Annotated in this window: 19 protein-coding genes; 14 read left to right on the forward strand and 5 right to left on the reverse strand. The window is 44.2% G+C overall.

Translation table 11 applies throughout. The annotated features are described in order from the left end of the window. Positions 1-3: 3 nt before the first annotated feature. Complete coding sequence (locus LAY41_RS15915; RefSeq protein WP_249099665.1) at positions 4-168, reverse strand: hypothetical protein; 165 nt, start codon at positions 166-168, stop codon at positions 4-6. A 219-nt stretch (positions 169-387) separates the two neighbouring features. Beyond that, positions 388-564: a hypothetical protein gene (locus LAY41_RS15920; RefSeq protein ID WP_249099750.1), complete on the reverse strand. Its 177-nt coding sequence runs from the start codon at positions 562-564 to the stop codon at positions 388-390. On the opposite strand from LAY41_RS15920, the gene btpA reads away from it, so the two are divergent. The 13 genes from btpA to LAY41_RS15990 all read left to right on the forward strand — a co-directional run bounded on the left by btpA (position 511) and on the right by LAY41_RS15990 (position 17,973). Next, entirely contained in the window at positions 511-1,359 is an 849-nt protein-coding gene (gene btpA, locus LAY41_RS15925; protein WP_249099667.1) for a photosystem I biogenesis protein BtpA, read from the forward strand. The genes LAY41_RS15920 and btpA overlap by 54 nt on opposite strands. Positions 1,360-1,473: 114 nt before the next feature. Then, entirely contained in the window at positions 1,474-2,418 is a 945-nt protein-coding gene (locus tag LAY41_RS15930; protein WP_249099670.1) for a vitamin K epoxide reductase family protein, read from the forward strand. A gap of 484 nt (positions 2,419-2,902) precedes the next feature. Continuing rightward, positions 2,903-4,570: an alkaline phosphatase family protein gene (locus LAY41_RS15935; protein ID WP_249099673.1), complete on the forward strand. Its 1,668-nt coding sequence runs from the start codon at positions 2,903-2,905 to the stop codon at positions 4,568-4,570. Positions 4,571-4,678: 108 nt separating this feature from the next. Beyond that, positions 4,679-5,044, forward strand: coding sequence for a hypothetical protein (locus LAY41_RS15940; protein ID WP_249099676.1), 366 nt, complete (start codon positions 4,679-4,681; stop codon positions 5,042-5,044). Positions 5,045-5,447: 403 nt separating this feature from the next. Next, positions 5,448-7,109, forward strand: a complete 1,662-nt coding sequence (locus LAY41_RS15945; protein ID WP_249099678.1) for an alkaline phosphatase family protein — start codon at positions 5,448-5,450, stop codon at positions 7,107-7,109. Between the two features lie 114 nt (positions 7,110-7,223). After that, on the forward strand, positions 7,224-8,642 hold the full coding sequence (locus LAY41_RS15950) for a glycosyltransferase (protein ID WP_249099684.1): 1,419 nt from the start codon (positions 7,224-7,226) through the stop codon (positions 8,640-8,642). A 66-nt stretch (positions 8,643-8,708) separates the two neighbouring features. Further along, entirely contained in the window at positions 8,709-9,470 is a 762-nt protein-coding gene (locus LAY41_RS32300) for an acyltransferase (protein ID WP_275974180.1), read from the forward strand. A 126-nt stretch (positions 9,471-9,596) separates the two neighbouring features. After that, the gene (locus tag LAY41_RS15965) at positions 9,597-10,937 is read left to right on the forward strand and encodes an O-antigen ligase family protein (RefSeq protein WP_249099689.1); all 1,341 of its coding nucleotides are present in this window, start codon (positions 9,597-9,599) and stop codon (positions 10,935-10,937) included. Between the two features lie 383 nt (positions 10,938-11,320). Continuing rightward, a complete protein-coding gene (locus LAY41_RS15970) occupies positions 11,321-12,313 on the forward strand; it encodes a glycosyltransferase family 2 protein (RefSeq protein ID WP_249099692.1) in 993 nt (330 codons plus the stop codon). 70 nt (positions 12,314-12,383) lie between these two features. Further along, entirely contained in the window at positions 12,384-13,682 is a 1,299-nt protein-coding gene (locus tag LAY41_RS15975) for a lipopolysaccharide biosynthesis protein (RefSeq protein ID WP_249099694.1), read from the forward strand. Between the two features lie 30 nt (positions 13,683-13,712). Continuing rightward, positions 13,713-14,732, forward strand: coding sequence for a glycosyltransferase family 2 protein (locus LAY41_RS15980; protein ID WP_249099697.1), 1,020 nt, complete (start codon positions 13,713-13,715; stop codon positions 14,730-14,732). A 65-nt stretch (positions 14,733-14,797) separates the two neighbouring features. Next, positions 14,798-15,829 carry a glycosyltransferase family 2 protein gene (locus LAY41_RS15985; protein ID WP_249099699.1) on the forward strand — a complete coding sequence of 344 codons (1,032 nt, stop codon included), beginning with the start codon at positions 14,798-14,800 and terminating at the stop codon, positions 15,827-15,829. Then, positions 15,826-17,973, forward strand: a complete 2,148-nt coding sequence (locus tag LAY41_RS15990; protein ID WP_249099702.1) for a hypothetical protein — start codon at positions 15,826-15,828, stop codon at positions 17,971-17,973. Before LAY41_RS15985 ends, LAY41_RS15990 begins: the two co-directional genes overlap by 4 nt. Positions 17,974-18,033: 60 nt before the next feature. On the opposite strand, the gene LAY41_RS15995 is transcribed toward LAY41_RS15990, so the two are convergent. The 3 genes from LAY41_RS15995 to LAY41_RS16005 all read right to left on the reverse strand — a co-directional run bounded on the left by LAY41_RS15995 (position 18,034) and on the right by LAY41_RS16005 (position 21,259). Continuing rightward, entirely contained in the window at positions 18,034-19,029 is a 996-nt protein-coding gene (locus tag LAY41_RS15995) for a hypothetical protein (protein ID WP_249099704.1), read from the reverse strand. Between the two features lie 120 nt (positions 19,030-19,149). Continuing rightward, complete coding sequence (locus LAY41_RS16000; protein ID WP_249099707.1) at positions 19,150-20,484, reverse strand: MBOAT family O-acyltransferase; 1,335 nt, start codon at positions 20,482-20,484, stop codon at positions 19,150-19,152. A 418-nt stretch (positions 20,485-20,902) separates the two neighbouring features. Continuing rightward, on the reverse strand, positions 20,903-21,259 hold the full coding sequence (locus LAY41_RS16005) for a WecB/TagA/CpsF family glycosyltransferase (RefSeq protein WP_338022996.1): 357 nt from the start codon (positions 21,257-21,259) through the stop codon (positions 20,903-20,905). 616 nt (positions 21,260-21,875) lie between these two features. Here LAY41_RS16005 and LAY41_RS16010 point away from each other — a divergent pair. Continuing rightward, positions 21,876-24,056 carry a CHASE2 domain-containing protein gene (locus LAY41_RS16010; RefSeq protein WP_249099710.1) on the forward strand — a complete coding sequence of 727 codons (2,181 nt, stop codon included), beginning with the start codon at positions 21,876-21,878 and terminating at the stop codon, positions 24,054-24,056. The last annotated feature ends 83 nt before the right edge of the window (positions 24,057-24,139 follow it).

Here is a 24,139-nt window from a genome sequence, read left to right on the forward strand (position 1 = left end):
CTGTCAGGTCGTTCGTGGTCGCGCTACGCTGGCGTTACGGCTGATATTTTTGTAACCGTATTGCTTCGCTGGTAGGCGATCGGCAACGGCGCGATAGATTGCTTCCTCCAACACGCTACTGCAATAAGCAAGCTTAGCAAGGGTTGAGGAGATCGCGTAGCCCATCATACAGGGTAGGTTGGCCTACGCCTTAGAGCAATCGCACCGATGTCAGTAATTTGAATGATAACGCAAAATTTACAATCTCAACATAATTCTAAACAAATATTTTTTTTGTCTGGTTTGCCCCATTGACCACCCCGATGGTCAGATCGGCGTTGTCAGGACATCAACCCTGTTAAGATAAGTCAAAGGAATCCCTTAAAACATGAGATTTCTTGAGTCGCCCTACTGCATCGAATCTCTACCATTTTTATTTGGTAGATACATTGGGATAATTGCTTGACAAAAGTACCAAAATGTGCTAGTGACGGTTGACTGACTTTGCCGCCGAGTCGGAATGGTAAACAGGTGGACTTGAAACAGATTTTCAAAACGCAGCATCCCATTATTGGAGTCGTTCATTTATTGCCGCTACCCACATCGCCCCGCTGGGGGGGTAGCCTGAAAGCAGCGATCGATCGCGCCGAGCAGGAGGCAACGGCCTTAGCTTCGGGGGGCGTCGATGGCATCATGGTAGAAAATTTTTTCGATGCGCCGTTTACAAACAGCCAAGTAGACCCAGCAGTGGTAAGTTCCATGACGGTGATTGTCTCTAGGCTGATGAATTTGATCGCGCTGCCAGTGGGGATCAACGTTTTACGTAACGACGCTCGCAGTGCAATGGCGATCGCATCCTGCGTTAAAGCCCAGTTTATCCGCGTCAACGTCCTAACCGGCGTCATGGCCACAGACCAAGGATTGATTGAAGGACAGGCGCATCAACTGCTCCGCTATCGGCGCGAGTTAGGCAGCGATGTCAAAATCTTGGCAGACGTTTTGGTGAAACACGCACGGCCTCTGGGTTCCCCCAATCTTACCGTAGCCGTGCAAGATACCATTGAGCGGGGTTTAGCAGACGCCGTAATCTTGTCAGGCTGGGCAACTGGCAGCCCCCCTAGTTTAGAAGATTTGGAACTAGCTAGGGCGGCAGCAAACGGGACGCCGGTATTTATCGGCAGCGGTGCCAACTGGGAAAATATTTCTACACTGATACAGGCAGCTGACGGTGCGATCGTCTCCAGTTCCCTCAAGCGCCACGGACGCCGCGACCAACCAGTCGATCCGATTCGCGTCAGCCAATTTGTCGAAGCAATGCAACGCAGCGTGTCCGCTAAATCTCAGCCTCAGCCCTCGAAGGAGGTTAAACTACATTTGTGAACTCGATCTGCTCGATCGAACCAGATCGGTTTAGGCTGCATGGGTCAAAATGGGATAGAAATCCTTGGCAAAGTAATAGCCAGATTGCACCAGATAGCAACGTTTTAAAATTTTATGACTCGCCGACGTTCTACACCCTGGATTCATCGCTGGTCTCGTTATCTGATCGCAGCGATCGCCGTTTTAGGTATCCTAGACACAGCTTACTTAACCCTAGTTGAGTGGGGCGTGATAAAAGAAGCCCTCTGCCCCACAGCTGGTGCCATCAACTGCAACGCTGTCCTACAGAGCAATTATGCCAAAATTTTTGGCCTGCCCCTCTCGTTGTTTGGTTTGCTAGGCTACGCTGGTATGGCCGCTCTTGCATTAGCTCCTCTGCCTTTAGATCCACAAGAACAGAAAGGTCTGCGTTCTCAGGTGGAAAAATGGACTTGGCTGGGGCTATTTGCGGGTGCAACCGCAATGCTCTTCTTCAGCGGCTATCTCTTTTATCTAATGGCCTTTGAGATCAAGGCGTTTTGTCTGTACTGTCTCGCCTCGGCAGTATTCTCAATTGCTTTATTCGTAATTACCATAATAGGTCACGCTTGGGAAGATCTAGGACAGCTCTTTTTTACCGGCATTGTCGTGGGGATGGTGGCGCTGATTGGCACCCTGGGCCTTTATGCTAGCGCTAAAGCACCCACCGCTGGTGGTGATTCCACTGGTGTGGAAGTTGGCTTTACGATTCAAAACTCCTCTGGCCCAGCAGAAATAGCTTTAGCGCGTCATCTCACACAGGCGGGTGCAAAAGAGTACGGTGCTTACTGGTGTCCGCACTGCCACGAGCAAAAAGAATTGTTTGGCAAAGAAGCTGCTGCGGAATTCAATTACGTTGAGTGTGACCCCAAGGGCAAAAATCCTCGTCCAAACCTCTGCCAAGCGGCTAATATCAAAGGCTATCCAACTTGGGAAATTAACGGCCAGTTCTATGAGGGCGTGCAATCGTTGGATAAACTTGCCGATTTAACAGGCTATAAGGGACCTCGCAACTTTAAAAATCCTATTCCAGGGAGTTAGCAGTTCAAAAACGGCAATTTTTGTGTAACATTTTGATACTCCTAAAGCTTCTAGCTGTGGGAGTATTTTTTTGTCTGTTACGTATTTCCACGCAAGAGTCATTCGATTTTGGATGAAAGGATTATCGCCACGACTGCAAGCCGCTGTAACTGGGGGGATTAGATCCTTGACGCCAAGTCCCTTGATGACCGATCGATATTCTCTCCCACTCCCACTCCTCCAAACTCCAGGACTTGCTTCATCTCTACTTAACAAGTTCTGGCAAAAACGCCAGCAAATTTAAAGATTCAGTAAAGACAGTAATAACACATAGCCATATTTTGTACGGGTTAGTTATCATTTCCGAAGATTTACTGATTTAACATTGCTACTACTTACGTAATTCCAAAGACAATACTTAGTAGCAAACTAACGTTGATGACAAAATTTACACCTAAGATCGCCAAAGTAAAAATCCAAGTTGATACCTTTCATCCATAGAACTATGAAACGCCCCGTTATTGCTATTGGTTTGGATGCCGCCGACCCAGTTATGTTGGAAAATTGGATGTCTCAGGGACATCTAAAAAATCTGCGTCGTTTACGCGAACAGGGAGCATTTACTCACCTAGATACCTTCGATTACTACAGAGCAGAAACGCCGTGGACAACTTTTTTAACAGGTTGTTCGCCTGAGAAAACTGGGTATTGGGCACCCGTAAAACTTCAGGAAGGTACTTATGACGTAAAAGAAGTTAACGCCTACGATTTTAGCGAGTTTCCACCATTCTATGCCTTGGGGGAAAAGTATCGGGTAGCGGTATTTGATATGCCTCAGTCGTCGCTATCAGACGAAGTGAATGGGGTACAGGTTTTAGCTTGGGGGGCGCACTCTCCGCTGACGCCCAGTCATTCTCAACCCGCAGGACTTTTAGATGAGCTAATTAGCAAGCACGGCGAGCATCCTACGCTCAATAAAGATAATGCAAACACAATGGATGTGGATGCCCTAACCCGTCTTAAGAAAAACATGGAAATCGGGATTTCCAGGCGTGCTGCGATTTGTCAGGATCTATTGCAGCGGGATAATTGGGATTTATTTTTGACTATCTTTGGCGAAACCCATTCTGCGGGACATTATCTGTGGCATTTGAGCGAGACGACGGATCATCCTCTCTACGAGTCTGTGGGATCTCAGTACAAAGGTGACGCGCTGCTGGAAGTTTTTGAAGCTATAGATAAAGCGATCGGCGAAATGCTCACCAAAGCACCAAAAGATGCTAACGTGGTAGTCTTTGCGGCTCACGGCATGGGATCGAATGTGATGGATCTCCCCAGTATGGTGTTTTTGCCGGAGTTGATGTACAGATTCAGTTTTCCAGGAAAATTTGGTCTGGCGCGGGGTAAAGCGGGAACGACTCCGGGAGCGCCAATTACCGGCGAACGTGCGAAAAAGTGCTGGCTGAGAGCGGTTTGGAATTTAAAACACGACTCACCGATAAAAATGTTTTTGAGAGCAAATCTGCCTCTCAAAGTATTTAATCGCCTGGAGTCGCTTTTTGGCCTTCGCCAAGAACCAGATTTAGTTTCGCCTTTCGATTTGCTCTCCCAGTCGGAGCCCCAATATTTTCAACCAGCACTTTGGTACAGACCGTTCTGGTCGCAAATGAAAGCGTTTGCGTTACCTAGCTATTCGGAAGGGTATGTCCGCATTAATTTACAGGGACGCGAACCGAATGGAATAGTAGCACCGTCTGAGTACAATGCGGTTTGCGATGAATTGAGCGAATTGCTTTACGACTTGAAAGATGGTCGCACGGGTAAGCCTATGGTGCAAAAAATTATGCGTACTAGGCAAAGTCCAACTGATTCCGATCCAAAATTGCCTGATGCTGACCTTGTGATTATCTGGCAAGACGACTATACCACCGATGTGGTTGATAGTGGCGACCTGGGACGCATTGGGCCTGTTCCCTTTCATCGCACCGGAAGCCATCGCGCTAGAGGATTTTTGCTAGCTCAAGGGCCAGACTTTCCGGCTGATTCCGATCTGCCTCTAGGTCATGCTCTGGATTTGGCTCCTACTATCTTGGACTTGATGGGAGCTAGTATTCCCGAACACTGTGAAGGCAAGTCTATGGTGCGTAAAGCGGTGGCTGGGTTAGTTGTGTAGACACAGAGAATGCGATCGCGTCCGCTAAATCCTACTCTGTGTCTGCGATCGTATTCTCATTCCCAAGACCGATGTAGAGTCAAGGGAAGCATCGGAAAATAGAGTGCTATGCCGATTAACAGTATAATCGATGCTCATAAATTTGTGATGACTAAGTTATTAACGATCTCACAATCCCCTTCCTCCTCAGCGGTGCAGCGAACTTGGCCACTTTATTTAATACTAGGCATTGTTACTAATACAGCCATTTGGGGCTTAGCTTTACTTTATTTAAAGATTGCATCGCCAAGCTATACAAGTGATTTGGCTATTAGTTTGCCCGCAGCAGGCTCAGCTACTAACGTCAACCTGCCAGGGATCGGGCAAGCTACTTCTCAAAGCGAATCGCCATATCAGAATGCGATCGCACAGGGGAACGGTGGTACTACTGCTTGGAGAGTCCTCCAAGGCTTCGCACACAAAGATCCGCTCTGATTTTTCACTACCCTCGGAAATTACTGACTCTGTAGGCAACTGTCTGCACCGTATATCTCTAGGTATACAAAGTATGTGGTCAAACCCTTCCTTACCTGTTAGCTGCGGAATTTTGGCTCTGTCTCAGGGTCGATCTTAGATGCTTCACATAAACTTAGCAATTTAATCATAAATGGGACAGTTTTTTAAAGAGTAGATAAAGAAGCCCTCTAAAACATTGCAGTGTTTCTACGTATTGATTAATATTTCAAAAGTTACGCAATTATCTGATGACAAAACTAAGCAGCGATGATGTTTGAGAAAACATCAGTAACTTATACAAAATAGCCCCGCTGCCCTCAAATTTATTCATTTAGTCGCTCAAGCAAATTGATAAACACATAGATTGAAGTAGGAGTAGATTGTGAAAAACTCAGTCATTGCAATTGGATTGGACTCAGCAGACCCAGTATTGCTGGAAAAATGGATGTCTGAGGGACATCTGAAGAACCTGGCTCGCCTGCGGCAACAAGGAGCCTACGGACGCCTGGTAAACATGGAGTATTACAAGGGCGAATCCGCTTGGACAAACTTTCTCACAGGTTGTCTTCCCCATAAGACGGGCTACTGGTCAAAGTTTGACTTCAACCCGAAAACCTACCAGACAAAGACTCTGGGCGAACACGGAGCCTATGATTTTAACGAGTATGCCCCGTTTTATGCTGTGGGAGATAAGTATCGGGTGGCTGTATTCGATATGCCCCAGACTACCATTTCCGATCGCGTAAATGGCATACAAGCTCTAGCCTGGGGAGCCCATGCGCCGATGATCGATCGCGCATCTGAACCCAAAGGACTACTTTCTGAATTGATCGAGAAATACGGAGACCACCCAGCCGATACATTTCACCATAACGATCGCTCAGATTGGTACAATCCAAGCTCCGTAGCTAAACTGAAGCGCGACCTTGAGGTTGGACTTGAGCGTCGCACAGCTATTACTAAAGACTTACTGAGCCGGGAACAGTGGGATCTGTTTCTGACAGCTATTGGTGAAACCCACACCGCACAGCATTACTTCTGGCATCTCAGTCAACCGGATCACCCCCTTTATAAGCAGACAGCTTCTGCTGACCGCGATCCGATGCTCGAATACTTTGAAGCCGTGGACGAGTCTCTGGGAGAGATGTTAGCCGAAGCTCCAGAGAATGCTTACGTAATCGTATTTTCAGCCCACGGTCAGGGTGCCAACTCAGCCGACTTACTGAGTATGGTTGTATTACCCGAATTTCTCTATCGGTTTAGCTTCCCTGGCAAATCCTTGCTGAAGTCGCAAGAGATGGGAATGACACCACCACCGCCACTAACTCCTAAAAATCCCAAAGATAGCTGGTACAAACTGCTCCACAACCTGAAAAATGACCCAGATCCAATGGCAACATTTTTAAGGTCTGTAGAGCCAAAGATTCCCGGTCGCTTCAGACCGTACCTGACCAAATTCTACAAGAAATGGGCCAAACTGACAGGTTCTCCCCAAACAGAATTGTTTAGCTGGCATCCATCCAAGTGGTATCAACCATATTGGCCGCAGATGAAAGCATTTTACATTCCCGGTTTCTCCGATGGCTATATCCGCATCAACCTGCAAGGAAGAGAATCTCAGGGTATTGTTTCCCCTGCTGAATACAATGCTGTCTGCGATGAGTTGATCGAACAGTTGCATCAACTCACCGATGCCAGAACTGGGAAGCCGATCGTTAAAAAAGTTGTCCGTACTCGTCAAAAACCCACAGACAACGATCCCAAACTACCAGATTCAGACCTAGTAGTAGTCTGGGAAGACTTTGCTGTGGACGTGGTAGACAGCCCCAAATACGATCGCATTGGGCCGATCTATTTCAATCGCACCGGCGCTCACCGTCCAAGAGGATTTTGGACTATCAAAGGGCCTGGAATTGAGGCCGGTTCCACCTTGGCCGAAGGACACGCAGTAGATTTAGCTCCCACTATTCTGGAACTCATGGATGCGCCTATTCCCGAATACATGGATGGCAAACCTTTACTGTCTACAAAAGTGTTTGCCTAATTGAATTAAAATCAACCACCAAGAAACCGGGGCTTGTTGAGAAAAATGCGACTCACAAGCCCCTTAAAGAGAAAAATATTGCCCGTCAAGTTGAATTGAAAGAACTCTTGACCTATGAAAACCATCCAAGCAGTTGCTCGTTATTTTCCAGAAAGTTGTGGAGGAATTCATATTCATCTAAGTGAAATTCTTCCAGTGCTAGAAGCTATGGGAGTAGAGAGCAAGATAGCTGCATCTCAAGATGATCCTAAAGAAAACTTTTACACATACAACGGAGTAGAAGTTTATCGGTATCCTGTATCCCCCACGCCAAAACCAGAACCAAATCATGGGCCTTCTCCCCACGGTGGTTTCGAGCATTTCGCTCGTTGGCTAAAAGCGCAAAAAGCAGACATCTACCATCAGCATCAGTGGACTCCCAAGTGCGGTTTGCCTCATCTTCGTTTAGCCAAAGAATTAGGGATGGGGACAGCTGTGTCGGTAAGATTGCCTCAACCGATTTGCCAACGCCAAACCCTAATGCTGGACGGAAAAGAAGCTTGCGACGGCAAGATCGATCCCGTGCGCTGTAGCTATTGTTGCGGTGTTTCGCGAAGCATACCGCCTTCAGTTATCGAAACTTTGAGTCGTATACCCGTGCCTGCAAGCCAAATAGCAGGAGGACTTATGCGGCGTTTGAGTAAAACGCCAGCGCCTATCAGTGCAAGTGCAGATGCTTTCCTTAGCCCTTTTACTACACCTGCTTATGTGGCTGCTCGTCTAGAAGGCTTACAAGAAATGGCGAAATTTGCCGATCGCATTGTTGTTATGTCTGAATGGGTTGGCAAAGCTTTGACGATTAATGGCATACCTAAAGAAAAACTTTTCTTGTTGAGACACGGGATTGCTGAATCTTTTGCCGAGGCTTACAAACAAACAGTTTTGCAGCCCAAAAAGCCAGGAGAACCCCTAAGAGTTGGTTTCTTAGGTCGCTGGGATCAAACTAAGGGAATTCATATCATTGTAGAAGCAGTAAAATCCCTACCGCCTAATGTGCCGATCGAATTAATTATTCATGGCGTTGCTAGCAACGAGGAATATCGAGAACAAGTTCTATCTCGCATTGGTGACGATCCCCGCATCCGAGTTGCCAAACAATTAAAACGCTCAGAATTAGGCTCGGCATTGTCAGGTTTTGATGTCTTGACCGTACCGTCGCAATGGTTAGAAACGGGGCCAGTAGTAGTATTGGAAGGCCATGCTTATCGCGTTCCCGTAGTAGGTTCTAATCTAGGGGGAATTGCTGAAAAAGTGAAGCACGGCGTGGATGGATTGTTAGTGCCTGCCAGCGATGTAAAAGCCTGGGCTGACGCTTTTGCCAAGCTAGCTTTAGAGCCAGATTTTTTGGATAAACTTCGCCAAGGCATTCAGCCTGTTCGGACTATAAGTATGGAGGCGGCAGATTCAGTAACACTCTATCAGAGTATTTTGGCAGAGCAGCCTGAATCAGCAGCTTACGAGCTTTCTGCAAGTTTACAGTTACAGCCACTTTAGAACAGCAACGGTAGTCAACGTAGCCAGGTAGTTTTTTATTATCGACCCCAGTCAAGGTGCAACATTATGAATACTAAACAGTCTCCATCTACTTCACGACGTTTCTACTGGAAAGAACCTTTAATCACCACATTAGTGGGCTGGATACCGCTCAAACCAGGTAGAGTATTACGAAGTTTTTTATACCGTTTAATTTTGGGGCGGCTAGGTAATTCGGTACAAATTGAACCCGGCGTTGAATTTGTTAATGCCGATTGTGTCGAAATTGGCAATGGGACTAAGATCGATCGCTACGTTCGTCTAAGAAATGTGGGACGAGATAGCAAAATTTGCGTTGGCAATTGGGTCCGCCTCAATCGTGCCGCTGATATCAAACTTCATTCGGGTGGCAGCGGTTATATCGAGATTGGCGATTACACATCTATTGGCCCCTATACCTGTATGACGGGTCGCCATATCAAAATTGGTAAGTACTGTCTGATTGCTCCGCACGTAGGAATTTTTGCCAACAATCATGTTTTCACCGATCCAACAGTGCCGATCGTACAGCAAGGACACACCTATAAGGGAATTGTGATTGAGGATGATTGTTGGCTGGGGAGTGGTGTAAAAGTACTAGATGGGGTCACAATTGGTCGGGGCAGTGTGATTGGATCTGGAGCAGTCGTAAATAAAGATATTCCTCCTTATTCAATTGCGGTTGGTGTGCCTGCTAAGGTGATCTCTAAGCGAGATGGAGCTCCTAGCAACTCCGTAAAAAGTGAACCTTGTCAATGCGACAGTATTGATATACAATCCCAGAGAGGCTATCTGGAAAAATTAATCTGATAGAGGTGGCTGGGTGGAGTCTGTAGGACACAGGAAGATCGATCGCATCCCCACCCAGTCCTTCAGTCAGCAACTCACACAACCGATGCTCGCGATGACCTTGGCGTAAATCTTGAGCGTTTGACTATGATAAATTCACTTTTTTCGGCTTTTAGAAAAATAGATAAAAGCTCATCCCAAGATGAGATAAATTCTGTAATCAAACCTCAAAACTTTGAAGAAAAGGTAGTTTGGTATTACATAACTGGAACCTATGTGTTGTACTTGCTGGGGGCGCAGCATATATTAGCTTTTATAATGGCTTGGTTCCTAGCGATATACCTGTGCAAAAAACTCTGGGATCAGACGGACGACACTCCCGTTGAAGAAAAAATTACTATTCCCTTGGGAGTATGGGTATGGATTATTTGTATGTTATTGATGGAAGTAGCTTTAATTGGGAGCCATCTAGATTATAATCTAGATCTTGCTCGTGTGATTAGGTCAACCATTAACTTTTTTATCAGGACATGGGCTCTTTTTGCCTTATTTCCTCTTATTGGTTGCCTCAAGATCCGACCACAATTAATTTACCGAGCTGCCTGTATTCTTTGCCTACAAACTTTAATTTTATTTCCAATTTGCCAGATGGCAAGTATAGTACATTTACCTTCATCCATATATACTTCTCCACTACAGAAAATAGGAGGCGTTGGTGCCGAGTATTACAGGGTATTACTCTACGGTATTGATGGTGAAACTCATAAACCCCGCCTATATTTATTTGCACCTTGGGCTCCCGCATTAGGACTGGTAGGCGATATCTATTTTTTTCTTACCTGTCAAGAATCCAACAAAAAGTGGCGATGGATTGGCATGATTGGTGCTGCTGCAATGGTTGTGGGGGCAGATTCACGGTTAGGTACATTATGTCTGCTCATTCTTCCATTCCTAATATTGCTTTTAGTGAACTTTAGTCGCCCCAGCGTACAAATCGGCACAGGAGTAGTTAGTTTCTTATCCGGTCTTTTCGGTCTTCAGATAATCACTTGGGTTAAAGACTTCAAAACACAATTCGACGGTCAACGAGCTGGATCTTCACAAGTTAGAGATATCTTGGGTCGCATCGCTTTGTACCGTTGGTGGACAGAAGCACCCATCTGGGGTCATGGGCTTGTTGAGCCGAAAGGTCCCCCAGTTACGACCCGCAAGCCAATTGGCTCTCACCATACCTGGTTTGGTCTTCTGTTCACTAGCGGGGTAGTAGGTTTTATCGCATTTGCAGTTCCCTTGTTCTGGAGTTTTATAGAGCTTCTTATCAAAGCCCAGAAAAACAAAACCGCCCAGGTAGGGTTAGGTGTAGTTTTAGTTTTATTCTTCTTCTCTTTTGCTGAAAATTTAGAGGCTCTGATCTACATCTATTGGCCTGGTTTGGTGATAATGGGCATTGCCTTTAAAGAAAAATTTCCCAAAAATATCCTCTTCTAAATATCCAGCAATCAAAAAAATAGCCCCATTTCCTTTATATGGGTCTTTCGGAATTATTATGCTAATGTTTACAATGAACATTTTGTAGGGGCACGGCATCATCAATATGTTGGTCGTACCAAGATTTTAATTAGCTGTGCTACTACAACAGCATATTTGATCCGAAAGAACCCTTTATATAAACTTTATAATTAAGTAAAGTAATCACGTTAATTTAAAGATTAAGTAAAGTTATATTATAACCGCTTGCGGTGTTTATACGTATTGATTAATATGGTTCATAAGTTACGCCATTGCTTTAGTTTTACCATCGTTATTTACCGCTAACATTCACTAAACGTTGCCATTCAAAAAATAATTCAACAGTATCGAGGGGAGTATCTATGCCAGTTATATCTGTTATCATTCCTGCTTACAATGCTGAGAAAACGATCTTAGAAACAATCCAATCCCTACAAAAACAAACTTTCACAGATTTTGAAATAATTGTCATTAATGACGGTTCGACTGACGGAACGGTGGAACTACTCAATGCAATTGAAGATTCACGAGTTAAGGTTTTTTCTTATGAAAACGGTGGACTACCAGTAGCTCGCAACCGTGGAATCGATCGCGCTACGGGAGAGTATATTACCTTCGTCGATGCAGATGACTTGTGGACACCAGATAAATTAGAGCTACAGTTAACAGCTTTGCGGCAACATCCCGAAGCAGGAATTGCTTATAGCTGGACTGCTTTTATAAACGAAAACAGTGAATTTTTATATGCGTGGGAACCACTATATTATGAGGGTAATGTTTACCCTAAATTATTAATCAGAAACTTTATTTCCAGCGGCTCAAATATTATGGGTCGTAGGGAATTTATTGAAGCAGCAGGCAGGTTCGATCCTACCCTTAAATCTGCTGAAGATTGGGACTATTACATAAGGCTAGCGGCTCTGTGTCCTTTTGTTTTGGTTCCTAAATATCAAATTCTTTACCGTCGCTCCTCACAATCAATGACATCCAAAGTGGATGTGATGGAAAAATATGGTCTCACGGTAATTGAAAGAGCATTTCAAGAAGCGCCACCAGAGCTACAATTTCTTAAAAATCAGAGCCTAGCTTATCAGTATCGATTCCTGACGCAGCTATCCATAGCTCACGTCCTCGACGATAAAGGGGTTAGGCAGGCTATTCAAAAACTACAAAAGGCAATCCAGTGTTATCCAAAGATTTTGCTTGACCGCCAGACTATGCGTTTAGTATTGAAATTAGGATTGATGCGACTACTTCCCTATAAGTTGTCGAGCAACTTTACGCAATTTATTGGTAAAATATTTCCAGCTTCTTCGACGAAAAATTTAAGGTTAGGCAATCAAGACGTAATATAGTCTTTGTAGCAAGTAGAACCGACTCTTAGGACAGTTTTGTTACGGCCAGCATACTATTCAAGGTGCAACTGTGAACTTAAACAAAAGGTTGGCTAAACCGATCGCTAAGCTCAAAAGTAAGCTTAATAGCGATTTTATTCGCAATCTTGGCTGGTTGGGCGGTGCAGAATTAATTAATCGCGTCTTTCGCTTACTAACAACTGTCATTTTGGCTCGCTGTTTAACCCCTTATGACTATGGGTTAGTAGCTCTGGTTTTGACAGTTTATGAATTTACACAAGTATTAACTAGAATCGGTATTGCCGGTAAGGTAATCCAGGCTGATAAAGAAAAACTCGAATCCATATGCAACGGTGCATACTGGTTAAATTGGGTAGTTTGTTTTGGTGTATTTGTTATTCAGTGCGTAGCTGCTTTTCCGGTAGCTTGGTTTTATCATGACAATCGACTTATTATGCCAATTTGTCTGATGGGAACTGTTTATTTGATTACGCCCATAGGCAGGATACAAGCCGCACTTATACAGAGAGAAAATAGACTCAAAATTACAGCAATTAGTGGCACTGTTCAACTTGCAGTCGGGAATATTTTAACGGCAGTATTTGCGCTTTTAGGCATGGGAATGTGGGCAATTATACTGCCAAGAATTATCGCTGCTCCTCTTGACGCGATCGTATGTATATATAATCATCCTTGGCGTCGAACTAAAGGCTTTACTACAGAGCGATGGTGGGAAATTTTTAAGTTTGGTGTCAATTTTATTGGGATTGGAATGTTAGCAACTTTGAGAAACAATTTGGATTATTTAATAGTTGGTCGTTTTTTAGGAGTTAAGGAACTGGGAATATATTTCTTTGCGTTCAATGCAGGTTTAGGAATTAGTTTAAGCGTCATCCAATCTATTACCGTAGCATTGTATCCTCACTTATGTGCAGTACGCTCAAATTGGGTAGAATTCAAGAAACGGTATTTTAGCGGTCTCAAAACAATTGGCTCGATTATTATACCCTTGGTTTTGTTGCAATCTAGCTTGGCTCCGTTATACGTGCCAATTGTTTTTGGTCAAAAATGGATAGTGGCAATTCCAATCCTAATTTTGATTTGCTTATCAGCAATACCTCGTCCTTTTTTCCTGGCTGCTACTAACCTTTTGGCAGCGATCGACAAGCCTAACTTAAGCTTACAGGGAAATCTGTTATTTACTGTAATTTTTGCTATTGGACTGCTCATCGGAGTGCGTTGGCAAGCGATCGGGGTTGCTATATCTGTTTTAGTAACTCATATGCTTGTGCTGCCTTTGATTACAATTTGGGCTACTCGATACGTCTTTGGTTCAAATAGAGGTGAACCAGTTAAAGAGATTAACTGATCTGTTACTTTTTGAGAAGGGTGGATATTTATGCAAAAGGTTTCTGTCGTTATTCCGGTCTATGGAGTCGAAAAGTATATAGCGGCTACAGTACAGTCGGTTCTGGAGCAAACTTATAAAAACTTTGAACTCCTGCTAATTGATGATGGTTCTCCCGATCGCAGCGTAGAAATTTGTCAGCAATTCACCGACCCCAGGATTAAAATGATTCGTCAGCAGAATCGAGGAGTATCAGCCGCTAGAAATACTGGCATTCGCCACGCTCAAGGCAAGTATGTGGCCTTTCTAGATGGGGATGACCTCTGGTTACCGGAAAAACTAGAAAAGCACGTTGCTCATCTAGAAAATTCACCAAACGTAGGAATTAGCTTTAGCCGCTCTGCTTTCATTGATGAAACAGACAAGCCTTTAAATCTCTACCAAATGCCTAAACTTAAGGAGATTACTCCGGCTCAGATATTCTGCCGGAATCCGATTGGTAATGGTTCTGCTCCGGTGATTCGGCAAGAGGTTTTTGAAGCAATTAAGTTTCAAAATAATGCTTCAAGTGCAGAGCAATGTTATTTTGATGAGCAATTGCGCCATTTTGAAGATGTGGAATGCTGGCTGCGGATTGCTCTTAAAACTAACTGGCAAGTAGAGGGAATTCCTGAAGCTCTAACACTATACAGAGTAAATTTGCAGGGAGCTTCAACTAACGTAAATAAGCAGTTGGAAGATTTGGAAAAGGTAATTGAAAAAACCCGCTCCTACGCTCCGGAACTGGTAAATCAGTGTGCAAATCGAGCTAGAGCTTACGAGTTGCGGTTTTTAGCTCGGAGGGTTGTCAGTCTGCGAGACGGCGCTTCGGCTGTGAAATTTGCTCATCGTGCCTTAGCTACTTACTGGCGCATTGTTTTAGAGGAACCGCGCCGTACATTTTTGACTTTGGCAGCTGCTTATTCTCTGTGGCTTTTACCCCAGTCTTTGTACCGCCAACTTGAGGATATTGCTTTAAAGATTACGGGCGCTGCTCAAAAGCGTCGTATTCTTCAAGATCAGCCAAGATAAGTTAAATCAGAATTTGACTCCCAGCTAAAGATGAGACTGTAACGGCAACCGAGTTGGTAACTAGCATGAAAAAAGTGTCTGTCATTGTTCCGACTTACAAAGTAGAAAAATATATCGCTGCTGCGGTACAGTCGGTTTTAGAGCAAACTTATCAAAATTTTGAAGTGCTGATTATTGATGATGAGTCTCCCGATCGCAGCGTCGAAATTTGTCAGCAATTAACAGATTCCAGAATTAGAATCATTCGGCAAAAAAATCGCGGACTGGCTGGGGCTAGAAATACTGGTATTCGTCACGCTCAAGGTGAATATTTAGCATTTCTAGATGGGGACGATGTTTGGTTACCAGAAATGCTGGAAAAGAATGTCGCTCATCTTGACAATTCGCAAGATGTGGGTGTTAGCTTTAACCGTTCTGCTTTTATGGATGAAGCGGGAAAAGATTTAGGCACTTATACGATGCCCCAACTCACAGATATTGACGTGCCTTGTTTACTTCGCGGTAGTCCAATTGGGAATGGTTCGGCGGCGGTGATTCGGCGGGATGTGTTTGAAGCAATTCGATTTGAAGATAATCTTTACGGTACTGTAGAGGATTTTTATTTCGACGATCGCTTTCGCCAGTCAGAAGATATAGAATGTTGGCTACGTATCGCGATCCAGACATCTTGGAAAATTGAGGGAATTCCCGACGTTATGACTCTCTACCGGGTAAATTCCGGAGGTCTTTCAGCTAATTTTGTCAAACAGTTCGAGTCTTGGGAAAAGGTATTTGAAAAGACTCGCTCGTATGCTCCAGAACTGGTTGCTAAGTGGGAAAATATGGCTAGAGCATACCAGCTACGTTATTTAGCCAGAAGTGCTGTGCGTATGCAGGCAGGTGAAGCATCTGTACAACTGATTAATCGAGCTTTGTCTACCTACTGGCGCATCTTGCTGGAAGAACCAAAACGGACTATTTTTACCTGGGTATCGGCTTATTTGCTTTGGCTTTTGCCCCAATCTGTTTATTCCCAAATTGATACTTTCGCCTCTAAAATGAGAGGAAGTACTCAAAAACGCCAGATTCTACAAGAGCAGTCTGGTCAGTCGGTATGAACCGCCTAAATCGTATAGTTCTAATTGCTATTATTTCCCTGCTTGCTGTTATAGCATTTCAGCAAATCAAAAGTGTCAGCGTCATTAACTCTGCCTTTGAACGGGCAGAGTTAGCTATTTTTGATATTCAGAAAACAACTGCATCGACCGGGTGGAATAATGTATCCCTGGGAGGAGGTGGCTATGTTACGGGTATCTACCTCCATCCTTTACAAAAAGACCTTGTTTATATCAAAACCGATGTCGGTGGTTTCTATCGTTGGAATCCACGAGAGCAAAGCTGGGTTCCGATAACTGACCATTTTCCGCTTTCCCAACGCCGTTACTATGGGGGAGAAGCACTAGCTTTCGATCCGAAAGATCCGAAGATTGTTTATATTGCGGCAGGTTCCTACGTTTGGGATCGGCCTGGAACAATTTTTAAGTCAACTAATCAAGGTGCAACTTGGACTAAGTTAAACCTTGACTTGCCAATGGGAGGCAACCAAAATAAACGATGGATGGGAGAAAGATTAGTTGTCAATCCGTTTAATTCAAATCTGATTTTCTTCGGCTCGCGGCAAGATGGACTGTGGAAGTCATCAAACGCTGGTAGAAGTTGGACTAAAGTTAATTCTTTTCCCGGAACAGCTAAAAAGGATATTGGAATTACAGCGGTTTTGTTCGATAGACAGGTGTCTGGCTTAGTTTATGCGATCGCCTATGGAGATGGGATATATAAATCCACCGATACGGGTGTCACCTGGAGCAAAGTAGAGGGAAGTCCGCAGTGGCCGAGGCGTATGGCTACAAGCCGCAACGGTACGCTGTACGCGACGAGTGCTAAGGGACCAGGGGTCAGCAAGTATGCAAACGGGGTTTGGAGCAACATCACGCCGAACAACTCTCAAGCCGTTTTTAATGCGTTGAGTGTCAACCCAGCGAATCCCGATGAGTTAGTAGTTGCGCTGGGAGAAACGCCATCTACGAAAATCTACCAATCTTTGGATGGGGGAAGTACGTGGACGCAGATGAAACGCTCCATGAACAACACCGTTCCTTGGTGGACGAAGATTATGCGATCGCAGGCGTGGATATCTGCGATCGAGTTTGACCCGAAAGTTGCAGGCAGGATTTGGCTGACGGACTGGTACGGGATATGGCGCACAGACGATATCAAGGCAAATCCAGTCGTCTGGACTAACTATCAAAAAGGACATGAAGAAATAGTCACATTTGCTTTAGTTTCACCTCCAAAGGGGCCACTGTTACTGAGCGGTATGGCCGATGTAGACGGTTTTTACCATAACAATGGATTGGATGCCTACCCGTCCAAAACATTCAGCGACAACGGGCCTGATTTTCAAGATACTTACAGCATTGCCTACAACGATCGCGATCCATCGCGAATAGTGCGTGTCGGCGGTAAACGGTGGAACAATACTTATTCTGGAGCAACTTCGGCTGACGGCGGTCTGACGTGGCAGAAGTTTGCGTCATTTCCAGCGAACAAAATGCCGATGCGGGTAGCCATGTCGGCAACAAACCCAAATGTCTTCGTTGTGAGTATCAGTAGCGGTCAGGCTGTACGTACAGACGATGGGGGTGCCACTTGGAGCGATGTGTCAGGCTTGCCTAAAGGCCCCAAAGGCCCGTGGAACTGGTCTCAGTCGCTGGCGGCGGACACAGTGGATGGCAACACATTTTATTACTATGCGGGTGGGAAAGTTTATCGCAGTACTGATGGAGGAGTTTCTTTTGAAACTGTGAATGCCTCACTTCCCCGTGAGAGTTGGCACTCGCTCAAAACTGTGTCGGGAGTCAAAGGTGAAGTTTGGCTGAGTCTGGATACGAAGGGACTTCACCGCTCTACAGATGGTGGTAAGACGTTCTCCCAAATTGCTGGGGTAGAGAGAGCTTACCTGTTTGCGTTTGGGAAACCGCAGCGGGGAAGCAAGATTCCTGCACTGTATCTGTATGGGAAAATTGCCGGTATAGGTGAGGGAATTTTCCGTTCTCTAGACCGAGGAAGGACATGGACAAGTATAGGCGATCGCTCCAAGCCGATCGGTAATAACCCCCAAGTGATGGAAGCCAGCAAACAGGAGTTCGGATTGGTTTTCATTGGCACTGGTGGGAGGGGAATTTATTACCGAGCTTTGTAGTAGAAGTAGACGAGGAAATAAATAGCGATCGCGCCTCATCCTTTAAGCTTTTCCACCTTGCTAACGTTTTCCTTCGCCCTCTTTTTCTAAAAACTCTTTAATCCTCTGCTTATAAAACTTCTGATACTCAGCAAAGTTATCTTTCTCGACCCTAATGCCAAAATTTGACGGTTTTCCTTGAATAATCTTACTAACATTATCCTGAATTTCTGGATAATAATGGCTACCATCGTATGTGTTTTTAGCCTCTGTTGTCACGGCTGAAGGCACTGAAAAATCATACATCACGTCATAAATTTTAGAGAGTTGATGGATCGAACTCAAGTAACAATCTATCAACCCACGAGAATAAACTTCATTAGCTACATTCCAAGCTGACACAGGAGGAACATATCCAATAAACTCAGCATTAGGAAATACCTGTCTCAATTGCTCATATACTTTCACCTTAGAAGCATCACAAATACCCGGTTTTTGGCGATCGTAAAATTCCGGCTCAAATGTTGGGGGATTTTCAACAACCTCACTCTCGAAATTTTTATTATTATAATATCTTGGATCTGGAGACATTCCCAGCATTGTTCTAGCCGAAAACAACAAAACCTCTAATGAGAAGTAAGCCTGATATACAGGTTGAGGATCTATTTTTCCAACCCCTGAAATTGGAGGAGTTAATTTATCAAAGTTGAAGGAATCCACCCCCACATAAACTTTTTTAGGATTGAGCCCTTTTGACTTGGCGTATTTGGCATACTCTACAAACTCTTCAATTCTTCCTGCACTGAATGAATAATTAAAACAACGATGATCTTTGAATGAAGAAGCTCTCAATAGAGTTACTCTAGAGCTACCCAAGATTAAGCAATCATAGTTTTGAGCTTTGCTCTGCAATAAAAAGTTTGTTTTTGAAACGCGCTCGTTAAATGAAAAGTTTCTTCCAGTCAGACGATTTCCTTTTCCATACCAAAGCGGATCGATCGTCCAGTTAATTAATCCTGCAAACAATAAGATTATAGCTGACAACGGCAAATATGTTATTAAGTAATTTTTGTACATTTCTGCAATTCCCGATCTAATGTTTACAAAAAAAACTGATGTCACAGCAAAAGTGTTAAATTACCCCATTAACTAAAACTATCATTGTGACTGTCACCGGAGTCAATATTTTTTTATATTTTAGAATTGAAAATATAAAAACTCGCTGACTCGTGAAAGACTGAGGACAGAAATTACAGTTAAAAAAGCGCTAGCTACAGCCCATAATTGATTGGGTTGCCATTGTAACTTGTGCCAGAAGCGATCGCTCCAATTTGAAGAAGGATTTATTACAGGTTGCTTTATAGTTATTGGATTATACTTTCCCATCCACTGCTGAGTATTAGGAGTACACCAAGCTATGAACAGTAAAAAAGTAATTGCGAAGATTGTGTAATCTATAGGTAAATCTGTCGAATTCGTAATCCCATCAAACCGAATAATACCAAAGTTTTCCATAAATCCTAATTTTGTCAACAAAGCTTTTGGCAGCGATATTCCATTCGCACCTGTCATTGCACCCAAGATACCAGTTGCAGCATCCAGAGTTTTGGCTCTAAAGAAAACCCACGATACAATCACAGCTAAAAATGTCACAAACCAGCTTATTCCTTGGGTAAACCAGTGACTCTTGTTGAGGTCGTGTCCCAGCCAGCGACGGAACGAACGCCATTGATGATTGATAACTAGATAAATTCCATGTAACCCACCCCAGAAGATAAAAGTCCAACCTGCACCGTGCCAGAGACCACCTAGCAGCATCGTTATCATTAAATTGAGATAGCGCCGAAAATTTCCCTTACGATTTCCCCCCAAAGGAATATACAGGTATTCTCTCAAGAAGTTCGACAAAGTGATGTGCCAGCGTCGCCAAAAATCAATGATGTTAACAGCTTTGTAAGGCGAATCAAAGTTGAGTGGTAACTTGATGCCAAACAAATAGGAAGCCCCAATCGCCATGTCCGAATAGCCTGAAAAATCAAAGTAGAGCTGCAATGTGTATGCTAGCACTCCAGCCCAAGCTTCAAAAAATGTGAGCGGTAAGCCTTGAGAAGCAGCATCAAAAACCGGAGTAGCGTAGACAGCGATTCTATCGGCAAATACAACTTTTTTAAACAGCCCCATGAAAAAAATTGTTAGTCCAACAGCCAGATATTCACCTTTAAACCTATAAATTGATTTATCGGCAAACTGGGGCATTAAATCTTTATGGTGGACAATTGGGCCAGCGATGAGGTGCGGAAAAAAGGTAACGAAGAGGCAGTAGTTGAAAAAATTGTCTTCCTTAGTTTCTCCTCGGTAGGCATCCACCAGATAAGTAATTTGCACAAAAGTGAAAAATGAGATGGCTAAAGGTAAGACAATAGGATCTAATCGAAAAGCAGTACCAATCAGGTGATTAACGCTATCAGCAAAGAAGTTGGCATATTTGAAATAGCCAATTAAAGCAAGATTGACTGCAATGGCCAGAGTCAATAGAACTTTTCTGCTAAGTTTTAACGTAAGGCGCTTCCTTAGTGCATAACCCACAGCATAGTTAAAGAAAATGGAGAATAATAGCAATTTTAAATTAGCTGGGTTCCACCATCCATAGAAAAATAAGGATGCAGCCACCAGCCATAAAATTGCTATTTTGTGCTTATTAGAATAATTTATACTGCCAATACCAAAAAATATTAATACTGCTATTGGCAAAAACAGAAAAATAAACTCAAATGAGTTAAATAGCATAGTAACGACTCAAAAGTAGATGTTTCAGGACTTACGCACCCAGAACCTCAAAGCTCGATTATTCCCCCCTAACCCCTGAAAAAGGGGAACCTGAAAGCTGTAACATCCCCCACGAGAGAGATAGATTTCTCTTTTCGGGATTGTAAAAAAAGCTAGGACAAGCTTATGGGTATTTAACCTTATTGCCTTTTTTAGCTACTCCTTCGGCTGCTCCTAGCAAAAAAATCTTAACGCTTTCGTTATTTTTGCAGTGGTTGTAAAAGGCGGGAAACAGATCGGAACCAGAGATCTTTTCTTTTAGTGGTGTACCTAAAAACTTAGCAGCGTACAGCACTATTTGACTATCGCACACTCTATAAGTTGCACTGTCATAGGCTTTGTAGAAGTCTCGATCGTTTTGCAACTTGATGAGATGGTCTACATTGGGCGTAAACACGATCCCACCTACTTCGAGCTTTTCTAATAGCTCCACTTTTGAAAAATTGTCAATCGGTAAGTTTAGAATGTTTACTTTTTTCATCGATGCGACCTCCCTAATAAATATAAAGAACGGAGTACGTTATTGCCAGAATGAGAAGTGGAGAAAGTTTAGTGTCTACCAGTTGTTTCTGCTTAAACAGCCTACTAGCAATGAAGGGTAAGTGTACTTTCTTGACTTTGTAAAGCCATTAACACAGCCCGCTCACAGTAGTAATACAGAGGACAGTAATTGGTATCTCTCGGAAGATAGAACTCCTTTTGAGCAACTACTTACGTGGAATTACTTGCCCTACTTAGTGAGAATAACAAACCTTACCCTTGGTGTGTTTAAAGATTTGATAAAGTTCAGTACTTAGGTGTAAAGTTATTATAAAGATACGGATTTGACTGAGATGAGCAAGGCTTCTACTAGGGTTAGCACCCTAGTAGAAGCCTCACCTGGCGGATAAACTGTGGAAATTACTTAGATTGGGTAATACGGAGATGCAACAGCTAATCATCCAGGTCGATGAAGGGGGAGGAAGCAGCACTGGTACACAGTTTCCTGCACTACGCGATCGCAAACCTCCCTAAATTGGCAGAATCCCACGTTTTTGTAACCATTCGTTATTAATAAAGTCAGGCATGGCAACGACACTGGCAACTGGGCGACTGGGATGATCGAACACCTAAGCAAAAGCTCCATCAGGCTATGGACAAGACTGAAGCAAAGGCTATCGTCGGAGGGCAGGGTATTAGTCACCTGCTCCAGTGTGGCTGCGTGTATCATTTTGTTGCGCCTCACAGGACTGTTGCAGACCTGGGAATGGGGGACTCTAGACCAGTTCTTTCGTGTGTGTCCCCCGCAACCAGCGGACGATCGCATACTCATTGTTCGCATTGATGAAGAAAATCTCCAGAAATTTGGTCAATGGCCGATTCCCGATCGCGTTATGGCCCAGCTGCTGCAAAAATTACACTCAAAAGAGCCCCGCGCCATTGGCTTAGACATCTATCGGGATTTGCCCGTCGAACCGGGTCATGCCGAATTAGAGAATACTTTTAAAAAGATACCCAACTTAATTGGGATTGAAAAACTTAAAGATAAAAATCAAAATACTTCCCACGTAAAACCCCCGCCTGTACTTAGCCAGCGCCAGCAGGTTGGTTTTAATAACGTCGTTGTAGACGCCGACGGCAAGGTGCGTCGCAGCGTGCTTTACTGGTGGTCAGATGGGAGGCAACATACCAGTTTCGCACTCCAGCTGGCTTTCATTTATCTTAAGGCAGAAGGCATTGAGCCAAAGGAGGCAAAAGGCACGGTCTATCTCCAGCTGGGTAAAAGCGTATTTCGGAGCTTTCAGTCGAACGACGGCGGCTATGTAAGAACGGATGACAAAGGCTACCAAATTTTGGGCAGCTTTCTGAAACCGTCTACCAGTTTTCGTACTGTTTCTATGACAGAAGTGTTAGCAGACAGGATACCCCGCGATTGGGTGCGCGATCGCATCGTCCTGATCGGTTCAACTGCCATCAGCCTCAATGATTTTTTCTACACTCCTTACAGCAGCGACCCGATCAAGTCGGCGCTACCTATTCCCGGCGTCGAGGTGCAAGCTAATTTTATCAGCCAAATCCTCACAGCCTCCCAGTCGGGAAGACGATTGCTCAACGTTTGGACAGAGCCTCTAGAATGGCTTTGGATTTGGGGCTGGTCTTGGCTAGGAGCTATTTTAATTTGGCGATCGCCCTCTCTAGCACGGTCTATTCTCATTATCCTCCTCGCCCTCTCTGGCCTCACCGGCACTTCTTACTTAGCTTTCTTGGCGGGTTGGTGGATACCCCTCATTCCCCCCCTCCTAGCCCTCCTCAGTTCTGCTATGGTCATCACAGGTTATCTTGCCCACCTGAAAGATGAGTTAAAGCGCTCCAAAGAATTCTTGCAAAACGTCATCAATGCCATTCCCGATCCTGTCTTTGTCAAAGACAAACAACACCGATGGATTGTTCTAAATCAGGCTTATTGTCAATTTCTGGGATATCCCCTCAGTACCTTAATCGAAAAGTCAGACTATGATTTTTTTCCCAGGCACGAAGCTGACATTTTTTGGGAGCAAGATGAAATAATTTTTCACAATGGCAAACCTGCGGAAAATGAAGAACCATTCACAGATGCTAGAGGAAACACACATCTCATCGCCACCAAAAGGTCGCTCCACAAAGATGCCGCTGGCAACCTATTTTTAGTCGGCGTAATTCGAGATATCACCGAGCGCAAGCGACTGGAAGAAGACCTCAAGCGCACCGCAGCAGAGTTAGTTCACTACAACACCGAACTAAAACTTTCAGAAGATCGTTTGCGTCATCTCGCTTATCACGATACCCTCACTGGTCTGCCGAATCGAAAACTATTTTACGAACGGTTAAGCCAATCAGTAGAATGGGCTCGTGACAACGAACAATGGGTGGCTCTACTGTTTCTCGACTTAGATGGTTTCAAGCAGATTAACGACACCCACGGACACGACATGGGGGATCTGCTTCTGCAAGCCGTGGCTGAACGACTAACCAGGTGTTTACGCAGCACCGATACTGTCTCGCGCTTGGGTGGCGATGAGTTTACGGTAATTCTACCAGCAATTCCTAGCGCGTCAGATGTGGCAAGAGTCGCCAGTAAAATTCTCTCAACTATTACCCGGCCTTTTGCGTTGAAGGGAGAGACAATCAACGTCACTATAAGTATTGGCATCAGCGTGTTTCCCCTTAATGGTGATGATATAAATACTCTGATTAAAAATGCCGATGCGGCGATGTACCGTGCCAAGCAATTGGGCAAAAACAAATACGAATTTTCATGATCTATATAGTCATTAGTCATTAGTCATTAGTCATTAGTCATTAGTCATTAGTCATTAGTCATTAGTCATTAGTCATTAGTCAT

This window comes from Argonema galeatum A003/A1 (genome assembly GCF_023333595.1).
In the GTDB taxonomy this organism is placed as follows: Bacteria; Cyanobacteriota; Cyanobacteriia; order Cyanobacteriales; family Aerosakkonemataceae; genus Argonema; species Argonema galeatum.

Bases quoted from the DNA above. Each gene is read 5' to 3' on its own strand.
- LAY41_RS15940 (WP_249099676.1), top strand. From the start codon at position 4,679: ATGCCGATTAACAGTATAATCGATGCTCATAAATTTGTGATGACTAAG.
- LAY41_RS15980 (WP_249099697.1), top strand. From the start codon at position 13,713: ATGCAAAAGGTTTCTGTCGTTATTCCGGTCTATGGAGTCGAAAAGTAT.
- LAY41_RS15965 (WP_249099689.1), top strand. From the start codon at position 9,597: ATGATAAATTCACTTTTTTCGGCTTTTAGAAAAATAGATAAAAGCTCA.
- LAY41_RS15935 (WP_249099673.1), top strand. From the start codon at position 2,903: ATGAAACGCCCCGTTATTGCTATTGGTTTGGATGCCGCCGACCCAGTT.
- LAY41_RS16010 (WP_249099710.1), top strand. From the start codon at position 21,876: ATGATCGAACACCTAAGCAAAAGCTCCATCAGGCTATGGACAAGACTG.
- LAY41_RS15950 (WP_249099684.1), top strand. From the start codon at position 7,224: ATGAAAACCATCCAAGCAGTTGCTCGTTATTTTCCAGAAAGTTGTGGA.
- LAY41_RS15930 (WP_249099670.1), top strand. From the start codon at position 1,474: ATGACTCGCCGACGTTCTACACCCTGGATTCATCGCTGGTCTCGTTAT.
- LAY41_RS15995 (WP_249099704.1), bottom strand. From the start codon at position 19,029: ATGTACAAAAATTACTTAATAACATATTTGCCGTTGTCAGCTATAATC.
- LAY41_RS15915 (WP_249099665.1), bottom strand. From the start codon at position 168: ATGATGGGCTACGCGATCTCCTCAACCCTTGCTAAGCTTGCTTATTGC.
- LAY41_RS32300 (WP_275974180.1), top strand. From the start codon at position 8,709: ATGAATACTAAACAGTCTCCATCTACTTCACGACGTTTCTACTGGAAA.
- LAY41_RS15985 (WP_249099699.1), top strand. From the start codon at position 14,798: ATGAAAAAAGTGTCTGTCATTGTTCCGACTTACAAAGTAGAAAAATAT.
- LAY41_RS16005 (WP_338022996.1), bottom strand. From the start codon at position 21,259: ATGAAAAAAGTAAACATTCTAAACTTACCGATTGACAATTTTTCAAAA.
- LAY41_RS15920 (WP_249099750.1), bottom strand. From the start codon at position 564: ATGAACGACTCCAATAATGGGATGCTGCGTTTTGAAAATCTGTTTCAA.
- LAY41_RS15990 (WP_249099702.1), top strand. From the start codon at position 15,826: ATGAACCGCCTAAATCGTATAGTTCTAATTGCTATTATTTCCCTGCTT.
- LAY41_RS15970 (WP_249099692.1), top strand. From the start codon at position 11,321: ATGCCAGTTATATCTGTTATCATTCCTGCTTACAATGCTGAGAAAACG.